The sequence below is a fragment of the Streptomyces sp. NPDC052721 genome (genome assembly GCF_040678315.1).
In the GTDB taxonomy this organism is placed as follows: Bacteria; Actinomycetota; Actinomycetes; order Streptomycetales; family Streptomycetaceae; genus Streptomyces.
In genome coordinates this window covers 61,344-75,223 of record NZ_JBFATL010000027.1, presented here as the reverse complement: position 1 = coordinate 75,223, position 13,880 = coordinate 61,344, and the positions used below count along the sequence as shown (strand labels likewise).

The 13,880-nt window shown below is 71.7% G+C and carries 11 protein-coding genes and 1 pseudogene; 7 read left to right on the top strand and 5 right to left on the bottom strand.

Features of this window, described 5'->3' with window-relative positions; all coding sequences use genetic code 11:
• Window positions 1–689 precede the first annotated feature (689 nt).
• The 4 genes from AB0L21_RS24620 (at window position 690) to AB0L21_RS24605 (ending at window position 5,814) form a co-directional block, all read left to right on the top strand.
• Window positions 690–2,495, top strand: coding sequence for an ABC transporter ATP-binding protein (locus AB0L21_RS24620; RefSeq protein ID WP_365786397.1), 1,806 nt, complete (start codon window positions 690–692; stop codon window positions 2,493–2,495).
• Window positions 2,492–4,273: an ABC transporter ATP-binding protein gene (locus tag AB0L21_RS24615; RefSeq protein ID WP_365700746.1), complete on the top strand. Its 1,782-nt coding sequence runs from the start codon at window positions 2,492–2,494 to the stop codon at window positions 4,271–4,273. Before AB0L21_RS24620 ends, AB0L21_RS24615 begins: the two co-directional genes overlap by 4 nt.
• 761 nt (window positions 4,274–5,034) lie before the next feature.
• Complete coding sequence (locus AB0L21_RS24610; protein WP_365700748.1) at window positions 5,035–5,499, top strand: DUF5709 domain-containing protein; 465 nt, start codon at window positions 5,035–5,037, stop codon at window positions 5,497–5,499.
• A gap of 51 nt (window positions 5,500–5,550) precedes the next feature.
• The gene (locus tag AB0L21_RS24605; RefSeq protein ID WP_014671210.1) at window positions 5,551–5,814 is read left to right on the top strand and encodes a type B 50S ribosomal protein L31; all 264 of its coding nucleotides are present in this window, start codon (window positions 5,551–5,553) and stop codon (window positions 5,812–5,814) included.
• A 32-nt stretch (window positions 5,815–5,846) separates the two neighbouring features.
• Here AB0L21_RS24605 and AB0L21_RS24600 read toward each other — a convergent pair whose 3' ends face one another.
• Window positions 5,847–6,641: a metal-dependent hydrolase gene (locus AB0L21_RS24600; RefSeq protein ID WP_365700750.1), complete on the bottom strand. Its 795-nt coding sequence runs from the start codon at window positions 6,639–6,641 to the stop codon at window positions 5,847–5,849.
• A gap of 145 nt (window positions 6,642–6,786) precedes the next feature.
• Between AB0L21_RS24600 and AB0L21_RS24595 the strand changes: the two genes are divergently transcribed.
• Both AB0L21_RS24595 and AB0L21_RS24590 read left to right on the top strand, forming a co-directional pair.
• Complete coding sequence (locus AB0L21_RS24595; protein ID WP_365700752.1) at window positions 6,787–9,300, top strand: DUF3516 domain-containing protein; 2,514 nt, start codon at window positions 6,787–6,789, stop codon at window positions 9,298–9,300.
• A 40-nt stretch (window positions 9,301–9,340) separates the two neighbouring features.
• The gene (locus tag AB0L21_RS24590; RefSeq protein WP_365786395.1) at window positions 9,341–10,207 is read left to right on the top strand and encodes an acyl-CoA thioesterase II; all 867 of its coding nucleotides are present in this window, start codon (window positions 9,341–9,343) and stop codon (window positions 10,205–10,207) included.
• 591 nt (window positions 10,208–10,798) lie between these two features.
• Here the strand turns inward: AB0L21_RS24590 and AB0L21_RS24585 are convergent.
• A pseudogene (locus AB0L21_RS24585) lies at window positions 10,799–11,560 on the bottom strand (DUF6397 family protein); the annotation flags it as partial.
• A 126-nt stretch (window positions 11,561–11,686) separates the two neighbouring features.
• Window positions 11,687–12,100 (bottom strand): roadblock/LC7 domain-containing protein, encoded by a 414-nt coding sequence (locus tag AB0L21_RS24580; protein ID WP_365700756.1) that lies wholly within the window; start codon window positions 12,098–12,100, stop codon window positions 11,687–11,689.
• Window positions 12,101–12,191: 91 nt separating this feature from the next.
• On the opposite strand from AB0L21_RS24580, the gene AB0L21_RS24575 reads away from it, so the two are divergent.
• The gene (locus tag AB0L21_RS24575) at window positions 12,192–12,620 is read left to right on the top strand and encodes a PPOX class F420-dependent oxidoreductase (protein ID WP_365786393.1); all 429 of its coding nucleotides are present in this window, start codon (window positions 12,192–12,194) and stop codon (window positions 12,618–12,620) included.
• A 9-nt stretch (window positions 12,621–12,629) separates the two neighbouring features.
• On the opposite strand, the gene AB0L21_RS24570 is transcribed toward AB0L21_RS24575, so the two are convergent.
• Together AB0L21_RS24570 and AB0L21_RS24565 are read right to left on the bottom strand one after the other, a co-directional pair.
• A complete protein-coding gene (locus AB0L21_RS24570) occupies window positions 12,630–13,232 on the bottom strand; it encodes an ATP/GTP-binding protein (protein WP_365786391.1) in 603 nt (200 codons plus the stop codon).
• A gap of 230 nt (window positions 13,233–13,462) precedes the next feature.
• A complete protein-coding gene (locus AB0L21_RS24565) occupies window positions 13,463–13,876 on the bottom strand; it encodes a DUF742 domain-containing protein (protein ID WP_189889154.1) in 414 nt (137 codons plus the stop codon).
• Window positions 13,877–13,880 lie beyond the last annotated feature (4 nt).

The following is a 13,880-nucleotide window of genomic DNA, read 5'->3' as shown; positions in this document are numbered from 1 at the left end:
CTGGCCTCCTGGGAGACGCTGACCAGACCGCGGTGCCGCCGCCGTGGTGCCTGTGCACCCAGATGCCGCCGCCCTTGTCCTGCCCCCAGGGGCGGACGGGGTCGCGCGGAAGGGTGCCCTCGCGGCGGTTGCAGTCGATGGCGATGACGTAGTCGACGTCGTGCTGGTGCGCCTCGTCCCACCCGTCCGGGCCGCGTACGCGCCCTCGTCCGGGTGCAGGTCCTGCGGCCGTTGCGGGCGCCACCTGCCCGCCCGGCGCCAGTGCGCGCCCAGCCGGGTACAGCACGGCTCCGGAGGCGGCGGGTGTCCGTGCGGCCTGGCCGTGGGCCCTCCGGGCGCCGTGCGTGGTGGCGGTCGCGCCGCCGGCGGAGAGGGCCCCAGGAGGGCGCCGACGGCCGTCGCCGCGGCCGTCATGCACCGCACCCTGTCCTGTCCGGCGGTCAACGTGGCGGGGGCAGGGCTGCGCGGGGTGATACGGCTGCACGGCGCAGGACAGGCGGTGACGGGTCCTGGCCGGACGAGGTGTCGGCGCGGAACGACGGTCCTGGCCGGAACTCGGCGCATCGCGCGGACCCCGGAGAAAACCGTTTGAAATTCACCACCCTGCGAAGCGAACCTTTCACGGCTTGTCGCCGCTCCCCGCGGTGCTCCGCTCCTTCCCTGCCCTTGACACGAGCCACTGGGACGTCATGCAGATTCAAGACCTTCCGTACCCCGATCCGGGCGTGCCCGACGCGCGTTCGGGTCCCCGATTCCTGTGGTGGCTCTGGCGCAACCAGCTGGGCGGACAGCTGAAGTCGCTCGCCTGGGGCCTGCTGCACTTCGTCTCCGTCTCCGCCCTCCCCTTCTGCGTCGGCCTCGCCGTGCAGGCGGCCGTCGACCGCTCCGGCACCCGGCTCGCCCTGACGGGTGGTCTGATGCTGCTGTGCGGCACGGGCATCGCCATCGGCGACACCTTCCTGCACCGGACCGCCATCACCAACTGGATCACCGCCGCCGCCCGCGTCCAGCAGCTGCTGGCGCGCAAGGCCGCCCAGCTGGGCTCGGCCCTGACCCGGCGGGTGGCCGCCGGTGAGGTGGTGGCCGTCTCCACCGGCGACGTGGAGAAGATCGGCTGGTTCGTCGAGGCCGTCTCCCGGTTCACCGCCGCCGCGCTCACGGTTGTGGTCGTCTGCGTCAGCCTGCTCGTGTACCAGCCCGCGCTCGGCGTGGTCGTCGCCGTGGGCCTGCCGGTCGTGGCCGTCGCGGTACTGCCGCTGCTGCCCCGGGCGACGCGCCGCGCCGACGTGCAGCGCGAGAAGGCGGGGCGGGCCACCGAGCTGGCCTCCGACACCGTCGCCGGCCTGCGGGTGCTGCGGGGCATCGGCGGCGAGGAACTGTTCCTCGACCGCTACCGCAGGGCCTCGCAGGAGGTACGGCACGCCGCCGTGCGCAGCGCCCGGATGTGGTCGCTGATCTCCGCCGTCCAGGTGCTGCTGCCCGGCCTGCTGCTGATCGCCGTCGTCTGGCACGGCATCGGCCTGGCCCGCCAGGGCCGGATCACGGTCGGCGAACTCGTCACGGTCTACAGCGCCGTCATGATCCTGAACTACCCGCTGCGGCACTTCGAGGAGATCGCCATGGCGTACTCCTTCTCCCGCCCCTCGGCCAAACGCGCCGCGCGCGTGCTGTCGCTGGAGCGGTCCACGGCCACCGACGGCACCCGCACGGCCGAGGTGCCCGGCGGCGACCTGTACGACCCCGCGACCGGTCTGCTCGCTCCCGCCGGCCGGTTCACCGCCGTCGTCTGCGGTGACCCGGACGCGGCGGGCAGGCTCGCCGAACGGCTGGGCGGCCACCCCACGGAGCCGGGCCGGTCGGTGCTGCTAGGCGGGGTCCCCTTGGACGAGCTCCCCCTCGACAGTGCCCGGACCGCCGTCCTCGTCCAGGACAAGGACCCGGTGCTGCTCTCCGGCACGCTGCGCGAACTGCTCGACGTGCCCGCCTCCGGTGCCGTACGGGCCGAGGACGCCCTGGCGGCAGCACAGTGCGAGGACGTGCTGGACGCCCTCGCACAGGGTTCGCTCAATGTCACCGACCCGATGGACGCCCGCATCACCGAGCGCGGACGCTCCCTGTCCGGCGGCCAGCGCCAGCGGCTCGCCCTCGCCCGGTCGCTCATCACCGATCCGGAGGTGCTGGTGCTGGACGAACCGACCTCCGCGGTCGACTCGCACACCGAGGCCCGGATCGCGGACGGGTTGCGCCGGCTGCGGTCGGGGCGGACGACGGTGGTGTTCACCTCCTCCCCGCTGCTGCTCGACCGCGCGGACCGGGTCGCCCTGGTGCACGAGGAGGAGGTCGTGGCGGTCGGCGTGCACCGCGAACTCATCGACGGCGAGCCGCGGTACCGGGCCGTGGTGACCCGGGAGACCGACGAGGAAATGGCCGCGGCAGACGACAGCATGCTGCTGGACGCGCTCCAGGAGCTGGAAGAAATCGAGGAGAGCGCATGATCGGCGTTGCGCCACCGGCGTACGACCCGGCGGCCCCGACGACGGCCACGACCCTGCCCGTCGGCGCCCCCGCGACCGTGCGCGCCTACGTCACCGAGCTGTTCCGCCGGCACCGCCGGGCCTTCCTGCTGCTCATCGCCGTCAACACGGTGGCCGTGGTCGCCTCCATGGTGGGCCCGTACCTGCTCGGCGGACTGGTCGAGCGGGTGACGGACAGGACCGAGGACCTTCATCTGGGCCTGACCGCCGGCCTGTTCGTGCTCGCGCTGGCCGTGCAGGCCGGGTTCGTCCGGCAGGTGCGGCTGCGGGGCGCGATGCTCGGCGAGCGGATGCTGGCCGACCTGCGCGAGGACTTCCTCGTACGGTCCGTCGGACTGCCGCCGGGCGTGCTGGAGCGGGCGGGCACCGGCGACCTGCTCTCCCGCATCACGACCGACATCGACCGCCTGGCCAACGCCATGCGCGAGGCCGTGCCGCAGCTGGCCATCGGTGTCGTGTGGGCCCTGCTGCTGCTCGGCGGGCTGGTCGTGACGGCCCCGCCATTGGCCGCCGCCGTGCTGCTCGCCGTCCCGGTCCTGGTGGCCGGCTGCCGCTGGTACTTCAAGCGGGCTCCGTCCGGCTACCGCTCGGAAGCCGCCGGGTACGCCGCCGTCGCCGCCGCTCTCGCCGAGACCGTGGACGCGGGCCACACCATCGAGGCACACCGGCTCGGCGCCCGCCGCGTGGCCCTGTCGGAGCGGCGGATTGCGCAGTGGGTCGCGTGGGAGCGCTACACCCTCTGGCTCCGCTCCGTGCTCTTCCCTGTCATCAACACCGTCCACCTCCTCGTGCTCGGTTCGGTCCTGATGGTCGGCGGTGTCTTCGTCCTGCACGGCTGGATCGGAGTGGGCCAGCTGACCACCGGCGCGCTCATCGCGCAGATGCTGGTCGATCCGGTCAACCTGATCCTTCGCTGGTACGACGAGGTGCAGGTCGCCCAGGTGTCGCTGGCCCGGCTGGTCGGTGTGCGGGACATCGAGCCGGAGGCCGGGGAGGCCGCGCCGGCCCCCGTTGGCCGGGTCGTGCACGCCGACCGGGTGCGCTTCGGCTACCGCGAGGGCGTGGACGTGCTGCGGAAGGTCTCCCTGGAGGTCGCGCCGGGCACCCGGCTCGCCCTGGTCGGCCCGTCCGGCGCGGGCAAGTCCACGCTGGGCAGGCTGCTCGCCGGGATCTACGCGCCCCGGGACGGCCGGGTCACCCTGGGCGGGGCGGAGCTGTCCCGGATGCCCGCGGAACGCGTCCGCTCGCACGTCGCCCTCGTCAACCAAGAGCACCATGTCTTCGTGGGCTCCCTGCGCGACAACCTCCTGCTGGCCCGCACCGGCGCGACGGACGCAGAGCTGTGGGCAGCCCTGGGCGCGGTCGACGCGGACGGATGGGCGCGGGCGCTGGACGACGGCCTGGACACCGAGGTGGGCTCCGGCGGCCTGGCGCTGACCCCGGCGCAGGCCCAGCAGATCGCGCTGGCCCGGCTGGTGCTGGCCGATCCGCACACGCTGGTCCTGGACGAGGCGACCTCGCTGCTCGATCCGCGCGCGGCCCGCGACCTGGAACGCTCCCTGGCACGTGTCCTCGACGGCCGCACCGTGGTCGCCATCGCCCACCGCCTGCACACCGCCCATGACGCCGACGTGATCGCCGTCGTCGAGAACGGCCGCATCAGCGAGCTGGGCAGCCACGAGGAGCTGGTCGCGGCGGAGGGGGCGTACGCGGCGCTGTGGCGGTCTTGGCACGGGTGACATGTGAGGGGCGGAGGGTGGCGGCGAGAGGGGTGAGTGCCGACGTGGGCCGCTACGGGGGTAGCTGGGGCCGCTGGGTCGCTGGGGCTGGAGTCGCTGGATTGGTGGGGGTGGCTGGGGCGACTGGGTCACAGGGATCGCCGGGGCCGTTGGGTCTCGCCGGGTGGCGGGCCGCTGGGCCGGTGGGGTGCCAGGGTTGTCGCGGTGGACGGGGGTGGCATGACCGGCGCGGTCGGCGAGGTGCGCCGGGGCGGCGGGGCGGCGGGGCGGCGGGGCGGCGGGGCGGCGGGGCGAGCTTGATTGCCACCGTCGGCTCGACCAGCTCGGTCAGCTGGGCGGGCTCGGTCGGCTTGATCGGCCCGGCCGGCTCGGACTGCTTGATCGGCCCGGCCGGCTCGGACTGCTTGATCGGCTCGGCCCAGTTGCTGCCCTCGGTCGGCTCGGCCGGTGGCGAAGCTCGCCCTAGCCGGCGTGGAATCCGTCCCCGCTGCCGGAGCCCCCGGAAACCGGGTCCCGAGTCCGTCGGGTTGCCGCGGCCGGGACCCGGTGGGTCCGGCCAGGCCGCGGTGCACGGGCGCGCGGCCCGGCGGGCACTCGTGCCGTTGCGCGGTGCCGAGCAGGGGTGGAAGGCTGGAAAGCGGCACCGGCTCGGGGTCTGTCCGGGAACCTGGTGGTTCGCGGTGTGTCCCCGTTCCCTGTGTGCCGACGGCCCGCCGCCCACTGGGACGGCACCGGGTCGTGCTCACCACCTGGAGGTAGTCGTGGACACGGACGGCTGGGGGGACGACGTCTACCAGCCCGATCCCTCGGAGATCCGGGAGGACTCGGGGGTGCTCGACGTCGAGGACACACTGGATTTCGACGGCGTCGTCGACCCTCTCGACCGCGGCTGGTCCCCTCCCGAGCGGCCATGGGCGGTCGAGCACACCGGCGTGACGGCGGCCGAACGCCAGGCGGGCGAGACCCTCGACCAGCGACTCGCCGAGGAACAGCCGGACCTCGCCGCTCCCGACGGCGACGGCCTCGGCGACTCCGACATGGACGGCGAGCTTCTGGACAACGAGGTCGGCAACCTCCGCTCCGGCCGGCTGGTGGCCCCCGACGAGGGTGCGCACGAGGACGAGGAGGCCGCCCTCGTCGCGACCGACGTCGGCATCGACGGTGCCGCCGCCTCCGCCGAGGAGGCCGCGATGCACATCGTCGACGAGGACTCCCTCCCAGGCTGAGCCGGACCCGTCGGCCGCCCCCGCCCCGAGCGCCCCGCACAAGGAGCCGCCATGCAGCAGGACAAACACCCCGACTACCACCCCGTGGTCTTCCGGGACCGCGCCGCCGGCTACGCCTTCCTGACCCGGTCCACCGCGCGCAGCGAGCAGACCATCGAGTGGGACGACGGCCAGACCTACCCGGTGATCGACGTGGAGATCTCCTCGGAGAGCCACCCCTTCTACACGGGCAAGGCCCGCACGGTCGACACCGAGGGCCGCATCGCCCGCTTCGAGCGCCGGTACGGCGCGGCGGACGCGGGCGAGGCGACCTGACCGGGAGGGCTCCCTCAACCGCCCGGGTTCCCTCAGATCACGTTGAGGGCCGCGGCGCAACCCGCTCCGCCGAGCAGCATGAACGCGGGCATCAGCACCTTCAGCTCGACCCAGCTGCCCGCCCGGAACCGCATCGCCTTCGGCGGCCCCACCGGGTACCAGCGCTTGCGGCCGACCGGGATCGGCCACAGGATCGGGCAGCCGGACACGGTCAGCGCGTCCCCGATGTCGTGCACCAGCGCACCCAGCACGACCGGCAGTCCCAGCCAGAGGTACTCCTGCCCGGGCGCGGTGAACAGCCAGTCGGAGCCGTTGCCCGGCTTGTCCAGCACTCCCGCCAGGATCCACGCGCTGGTCGCCGCCAGCAGCCAGACCAGGACATCGCTGCTGGAGCCCCGCGCCGCCCGCCACAGCAGACCTTCGATGGCGAGCACCATGTGCGCGAACAGGATCGCCAGCACCGCCCAGCGGCCCCCCATGATCGCCGCGGCCGAGCATCCGGCACCGATCAGGACCGCCCACAGCCAGGTGTGCGTCAGCGTACGGTGGCCGCCGGAGCGGCGCGGGTCGCCCTGCTTCCTGGTCGCCTTGTAGACCGCGTACGACAGCTTGTCCACGATCTCGCAGAGCCAGCGGGAGAGCGGGCCGAAGGCCCGGGAGATGGTGGCGGCCTTGTGGTCGAGGTCCGGGGCGAGTGCGGCGCCGGCGCAGATCAGGGCGCCGGAGAGAAGAACCGGCCAGGGCATCGGGTGCCCGGCCGCCGCGGTGGCGGCTCCGACGCCGAGCCAGGCCGCGGCCCCCGACAGTGAGTGTGCTGGTCCCATCATGGCCGCTTCCCGCCCCATTCCTCGTGTGCCGCTGACCAGTTGACCTGGTGCGCTGACGCCGCGTCGGCGACACAGCGTAGCGGTCATGATCTTCGCATCCGCAGCCGATTCCCCGCTCGGGCGGAAGGCCAGGCAAGATGGGGGCGTGACCCTCATCGATCAGCTGCCGCCGACCGCCGACCCCGATGCCCTGTACGAAGCCTTCGAGTCGTGGGCGCAGGAGCGCGGCCTCACCCTCTACTCCCACCAGGAGGAGGCGCTGATCGAGGTGGTCTCCGGGGCGAACGTGATCGTTTCGACGCCCACGGGCTCCGGCAAGAGCATGATCGCCGCGGGCGCGCACTTCGCCGCGCTGGCCCGGGACGAGGTCACCTTCTACACGGCACCGATCAAGGCCCTGGTGTCGGAGAAGTTCTTCGAGCTGTGCAAGCTCTTCGGCACCGAGAACGTCGGCATGCTCACCGGCGACGCCTCCGTGAACGCCGACGCGCCCGTCATCTGCTGCACCGCCGAGGTGCTGGCATCGATCGCGCTGCGCGACGGCAAGGACGCGGACGTCGGCCAGGTCGTCATGGACGAGTTCCACTTCTACGCCGAGGGCGACCGCGGCTGGGCCTGGCAGATCCCTCTGCTGGAACTGCCACAGGCGCAGTTCATTCTGATGTCGGCCACTCTGGGCGATGTGTCCTTCTTTGAGAAGGACCTCACCCGCCGCACCGGCCGCCCCACCTCGGTGGTCCGTTCGGCAACCCGCCCGGTGCCCCTCTCCTACGAGTACAAGCTGACCCCGCTCACCGAGACGCTCACCGACCTGCTGGAGAGCAAGCAGGCGCCGGTGTACATCGTGCACTTCACACAGGCGCAGGCCGTGGAGCGAGCGCAGGCGCTCATGAGCATCAACATGTGCTCGCGCGAGGAGAAGGACCAGATCGCCGAGTTGATCGGCAATTTCCGCTTCACGACCAAATTCGGCCGTAACCTCTCCCGTTACGTCCGGCACGGCATCGGCGTGCACCACGCCGGCATGCTGCCGAAGTACCGGCGCCTGGTGGAGAAACTCGCCCAGGCCGGTCTGCTCAAGGTCATCTGCGGCACGGACACGCTCGGCGTGGGCGTCAACGTGCCGATCCGCACGGTGCTGTTCACCGCGCTGACCAAGTACGACGGCAGCCGGGTACGCACGCTGCGGGCCCGCGAGTTCCACCAGATCGCGGGCCGGGCCGGCCGGGCCGGCTTCGACACGGCAGGGCTCGTGGTCGCGCAGGCGCCGGAGCACGTCATCGAGAACGAGAAGGCGCTGGCGAAGGCGGGCGACGACCCGAAGAAGCGGCGCAAGGTGGTGCGCAAGAAGGCGCCGGAGGGCTTTGTCGGCTGGACGGAGAACACCTTCCAGAAGCTGATCGAATCGGAGCCGGAGCCGCTGACCTCGCGATTCCGGGTGACGCACACGATGCTGCTGTCGGTGATCGCCCGGCCTGGCAACGCGTTCGAGGCGATGCGCCATCTTCTGGAGGACAACCACGAGCCGCGCCGGCAGCAGCTTCGGCACATCCGCCGGGCGATCGCGATCTACCGCTCGCTGCTGGACGGCGGGATCGTGGAGAAGCTGGACAAGCCGGACGCCGAGGGCCGCATCGTCCGGCTCACCGTCGACCTCCAGCAGGACTTCGCGCTGAACCAGCCGCTGTCCACCTTCGCCCTGGCCGCGTTCGAACTCCTCGACCCCGAGTCGCCGTCCTACGCGCTCGACATGGTCTCCGTCGTCGAATCCACCCTGGACGACCCCCGGCAGATCCTCGTCGCCCAGCAGAACAAGGCGCGCGGCGAGGCCGTGGCCGCGATGAAGGCGGACGGCGTCGAGTACGAGGAGCGCATGGAGCGTCTCCAGGACATCACGTACCCGAAGCCGCTGGAAGAGCTGCTCTTCCACGCGTACAACACCTACCGCAAGAGCCACCCGTGGGTCGGCGACCACCCGCTGTCGCCGAAGTCGGTGGTCCGGGACATGTACGAGCGGGCGCTGTCCTTCACCGAGCTGGTGTCCTTCTACGAGCTGGCCCGCACCGAGGGCATCGTGCTGCGCTACCTCGCCAGCGCCTACAAGACCCTGGACCACACCATCCCGGACGACCTGAAGTCCGAGGATCTGCAGGATCTGATCGAGTGGCTGGGCGAGATGGTGCGCCAGGTGGACTCCAGCCTGCTGGACGAGTGGGAGCAGCTCGCCAACCCGGAGGAGATGACCGCCGAGGAGGCGCAGGAAAAGGCGGACGAGGTCAAGCCGGTCACCACCAACGCCCGTGCCTTCCGCGTCCTGGTCCGCAACGCCATGTTCCGCCGCGTGGAGCTGGCCGCCCTCGACCAGGTCGAGGAACTGGGCGAGCTGGACGCCGAGTCCGGGTGGGACGCCGAGGCGTGGGGCGAGGCGATGGACAAGTACTGGGACGAGTACGACGACCTCGGTACCGGGCCCGACGCCCGCGGCCCCAAGCTGCTCGTCATCCACGAGGAGCCGGAGCACGGCCTCTGGCGCGTCCGCCAGATCTTCGACGACCCGAACGGCGACCACGACTGGGGCATCAGCGCGGAGATCGACCTCGCGGCCTCCGACGCCGAGGGGCGTGCGGTCGTCCGCGTCACCGATGTCGGCCAGTTGTGAGCCGTCCCCGGCCAGTGGCAAGCCAAGGAGAATCCCACCGATGACGAATCCGGCCGAGAGACTGGTCGACCTCCTCGACCTGGAGCAGATAGAGGTCAACATCTTCCGTGGCCGCAGCCCGCAGGAGTCCCTGCAGCGGGTCTTCGGCGGCCAGGTGGCGGGCCAGGCGCTGGTCGCCGCCGGCCGCACCACGGACGGCGAGCGCCCGGTGCACTCGCTGCACGCGTACTTCCTGCGCCCGGGCCGGCCGGGCGTGCCGATCGTGTACCAGGTGGAGCGGGTCCGCGACGGACGCTCCTTCACGACGCGCCGGGTCACGGCCGTGCAGCAGGGCCGCACGATCTTCAATCTGACCGCCTCCTTTCACAAGCCTGAGGAAGGACCGTTCGAACACCAGCTGCCGCCGGCCCGCGAGGTGCCGGGCCCCGAGTCCCTTCCGACGGTGTCCGAGGAGATCCGCAAGCATCTGGGGGCCTTGCCGGAGCAGTTGGAGCGGATGGCGCGCCGCCAGCCGTTCGACATCCGGTACGTCGACCGGCTGCGCTGGAACGCCGAGGAGATCGAGGACGCCGAGCCGCGCAGCGCCGTGTGGATGCGCGCGGTCGGCCCGCTCGGGGACGACCCGCTGGTCCACACGTGCGCGCTGACCTACGCCAGCGACATGACGCTCCTGGACGCGGTGCGCCTCCCGGTGGAGCCCCTGTGGGGCCCGCGGAACTTCGACATGGCCTCGCTGGACCACGCCATGTGGTTCCACCGGCCGTTCCGCGCCGACGAGTGGTTCCTGTACGACCAGGAGTCGCCGATCGCCACCGGCGGGCGCGGGCTGGCCCGCGGGCGCATCTACGACCTGAAGGGACGACTGCTCGTCTCGGTCGTGCAGGAGGGCCTGTTCAGGGCCCTGTAGCACCTGGCGACGACAGCTGGGACCGGGCGTTCAGACCCGCGCGGGCCGTGCGCTTCTGCGCTGCAGCCAGGCCCGAAGACCGCGGGACGAGGGCGATGGAGCGGGCTGCGCCGGCTCGTGGTCGCGGCGGACCGTTGGCACTGCCGGCCGCACGGCCGACTCCCGCGGAACGACGTACAACTGCCTGGACCGGGCCCCCGACTCGGGGGGCTGCGCGGCCGATTCCGTGGGTACTGTCGCCGCTTCCATGAGCTGTGCCGCCACCGCCTTGGGAAACCGCGTGCGCATCTCCAGGACGCGGGGTCCCAACTCGGCGGGGCGCCCCACCGGCTGTGGCTGCCGTGTCACCGACTTCGGGAGCGGTGTCGTCGTCTCCTGCGGCGGTGTCGCGCCGCGCACCGGCTCCGGGGACTCTGCTGCCGGCTTCGGATGCGCTGTCGCCGGCTCCAGGGAGCGTGCGGCGGCCTTCCACGGCCACGTCGCCTCTTCCGTGGGCCGGGTGACCGTCCGTGCCATCGGCGGGATGGGGCGTGCGACCGCTCGCATCGCCGGCGGAACCCGGTGGGTGGCCGGGCGCGGGACCGCCGAGATGTCGCGGGCCTCCTCGACCGAGCGCGCCAACTCGCTGCGCAGCCAGCCGACCTCGTCCGCGTCCTGCGCCGTGGTGATCCGCTCGGCAAGATGAGCGGAAGGAGACCCGGGAACACCGCGCCCCGGCAGCACGGGCCGGTACCGGTTCAGGTGGGCGCGCTCGTACGGGTCCTTGACGACATCGGCGACCTCGACGGGTGCGAGGAAGGCGGCCACGGCGCCGGCTCGGGCCCACGGGTCCTCGGCCTGCCGCAGCAGGAATCCGACCTGGCGTGCGCGCCAGTTGCGTGCCCGCAGATCCACTCCCTCCGCCAGCTGGCCCCGCAGGGTCTCGGGCGTACGTCCCTTGAGCAGGTGCGCGTGCTCCGGGCTCGCTGTGAACTGGCGGAGTTCTTCCGCGAGGTAGAGCCAGACCACGGCGCGATAGCGGTTCAGGTAGAACTTGACGGGCACGAGCAGGCCCAGGCGGGCGAGCCGGGTGAACCGGCCGGCCGGGATCTCCATGAGGGCGGCACCCTCCGCCGTACCCACGACCTGCACCCGCTCGCGAAGGGACTCGGGGAAGTTGTCCTGTGCGCGGAGGCGCTCGATCTCCGCGTGCTCCACGCGCCGGCCTCCTCCCCCGCCCTCGTCGGGCACGGTCCGGATGCGGCCGAGTTGGACAGCGAGGTCGAACTCAACTCGCTTGAGGCCCAGTTCGCGAGCGGCACGACTCGGTGTGCAGGTGCCGGGGCGGGTGGGGTCGAAAGTGCTTGCCGACATGGTCGTACTCCCCCGTGGCGTCGGTGGCTCACGCCCTGTGCGTTCGCCGTGCACTCACCGTAGCCGGTCCGTCGCACCTCATGGCGAGCCTGTGGATAACTCCACGGGGGCAGGGAAAGCAGCAGGTCAGAGATCTGTGGTGGGAGACCTCTCGGGTCTCCTGGCGTCCACCCCGAGGTGTTCGCCGACCCGGTTGACGAGCAGGGTCATCTCGTAGGCGATCTGGCCGATGTCGACCTGGGCCCCGCTGAGTACGCTCAGACAGCTGCCGGTGCCGGCCGCGGTCACGAACAGCACGGCGTCGTCGTACTCGATCATGGTCTGGCGCACCCTGCCCGCGCCGAAGTGGCGTCCCGAGCCCTTGGCCAGGCTGTGCAGCCCGGATGCCACAGCGGCAAGATGTTCGGCGTCCTCGCGGCGTAACCCCGTGCTCGCCGCGGTGACCAACCCGTCGTTCGACAGGACCAGCGCGTGGCGTACGTGGTCCACCCGCTCGGTCAGATCGTCCAGGAGCCAGCCGAGACCCTGGTTCTGCGCCATGTCCGTCTCCCCGTGTGATGTCTCCCCCTGGCTGGAGGAACTCCCCGCCAGCCTTCCCCACGACCGGCGTGCGGGCAAGGAGGATGGGCCCATGGCAGAGAAGATGACCGATGAGGAATGGCGGGCGTTCGTCCTGGACGGCACTCGCACCGGCAAGCTCTCCACCGTCCGCGCCGACGGAAGCCCGCATGTGGCTCCGATCTGGTTTCTGCTGGACGGGGACGAGTTGGTGTTCAACACCGGAAAGAACACGGCGAAGGGACGCAATCTGGCCCGCGACGGCAGGGCGGCCCTGTGCGTGGACGACGACCGTCCGCCGTTCCATTTCGTGGTGCTGAACGGCCGCGCCCAACTGTCGGAGGATCTGGCCGAAGTACGTCTGTGGGCGACCCGGATCGCCGCCCGGTACATGGGCGAGGACCGCGCCGAGGAGTACGGCGCCCGCAACGGCGTACCTGGTGAACTACTCGTCCGCGTGACCATCGAGAAGGTGCTGGCCATGCGGGGCGTCGCGGCCTGAGCGGCGAGCTCAGCCGACCGAGTCCAGAAGCCGGGCGGTGTGCATCCGCCCGGCGTACTCGACGAGCCTGATCAGCACTTCCTTGCCGGAGTCGCGGTCGCGCGCGTCGCACAGCACCACGGGTGTGCCACGGTCGAGGTCGAGCGCCCGGGAGACATCGTGGGCACCGTAGGAACGGGCACCCGCGAAGCAGTTGACGGCCACCACGAACGGGATGCGCCGGTGCTCGAAGTAGTCGACGGCCGGGAAGCAGTCCTCCAGTCGCCGGGTGTCCGCGAGGACCACGGCACCGAGGGCTCCCTGGGCCAGTTCGTCCCACAGGAACCAGAAGCGGTCCTGTCCCGGTGTGCCGAAGAGGTAGAGCGAGAGGCCGGAGCGGATCGTGATGCGGCCGAAGTCCATGGCCACAGTGGTGGTGACCTTCTGGTCCACCCCGTCGGTGTCGTCCACCAATTGGCCCGCTTCGCTGAGCAGTTCCTCGGTGCGCAGCGGCCGGATCTCGCTGACGGCCCCCACCAGGGTCGTCTTGCCGACGCCGAAACCACCGGCGACCAGTATCTTCAGCGCCAGGGCGGAGGTGTCGCCGACGGCGTCGGTGTGCTCGGAGACCATGATCACTTCTCTCGGGAGGGCCGGCTGCGGCCGGCGTCCGCGTGCTCCGGGGGTGAAGGCAGCATCATGACAACGGAGATGCGGGTCGGGGCCAGGGGACCGAAGTACGCCTGATATGAGCGGCTGGGGTCCGATCGTTGGCACAACGCGCCTGGATCGGACGGACCGGGACGCAGCCGGGCGTACAGATGCTGACACGGCGCGGCGTACGACGGTGTCCGGACGTTCATCTACAGCGCTCGCAATCCCTCGATGACCTCACGCAGAATCCGCTCGTCGGGCAGGTGCGCCGGGGGCACGGGGCGGCTGATGGTCACACAGCCGAGTTCCAGGAGGTCCCCGAGAAGCACCCTGACCACACCGACCGGAAGATCCGCGTCCGCGGCGAGTTCGGCGACGGACTGCGTCTCCGGGCGGCACAGGTCGATCAGGGTCCGGTGCTCGGGGCCGAGCGCGGTGTCGTCGTCGAGCGCCGGTGCGGCGGGGTCGAGGGTGACGAGTGCGATCAGATCGAAGCGCACTCCGGTCGGCCCGGGCTGGGTGCGTCCGCCTGTCATGGCGTACGGGCGGACGAGGGGCCCGGCCTCTCCGTCGTACCACTGGCTGCCCGGCTCCCGGGGCTCGCCGGTCGGGTTCTCGGTCATCGGT

Excerpts from the sequence above, each read along its gene's own strand:
- AB0L21_RS24620 (WP_365786397.1), top strand. The coding sequence starts at position 690 with ATGCAGATTCAAGACCTTCCGTACCCCGATCCGGGCGTGCCCGACGCG.
- AB0L21_RS24615 (WP_365700746.1), top strand. The coding sequence starts at position 2,492 with ATGATCGGCGTTGCGCCACCGGCGTACGACCCGGCGGCCCCGACGACG.
- AB0L21_RS24605 (WP_014671210.1), top strand. The coding sequence starts at position 5,551 with ATGCAGCAGGACAAACACCCCGACTACCACCCCGTGGTCTTCCGGGAC.
- AB0L21_RS24600 (WP_365700750.1), bottom strand. The coding sequence starts at position 6,641 with ATGATGGGACCAGCACACTCACTGTCGGGGGCCGCGGCCTGGCTCGGC.
- AB0L21_RS24590 (WP_365786395.1), top strand. The coding sequence starts at position 9,341 with ATGACGAATCCGGCCGAGAGACTGGTCGACCTCCTCGACCTGGAGCAG.
- AB0L21_RS24580 (WP_365700756.1), bottom strand. The coding sequence starts at position 12,100 with ATGGCGCAGAACCAGGGTCTCGGCTGGCTCCTGGACGATCTGACCGAG.
- AB0L21_RS24575 (WP_365786393.1), top strand. The coding sequence starts at position 12,192 with ATGGCAGAGAAGATGACCGATGAGGAATGGCGGGCGTTCGTCCTGGAC.
- AB0L21_RS24570 (WP_365786391.1), bottom strand. The coding sequence starts at position 13,232 with ATGGTCTCCGAGCACACCGACGCCGTCGGCGACACCTCCGCCCTGGCG.
- AB0L21_RS24565 (WP_189889154.1), bottom strand. The coding sequence starts at position 13,876 with ATGACCGAGAACCCGACCGGCGAGCCCCGGGAGCCGGGCAGCCAGTGG.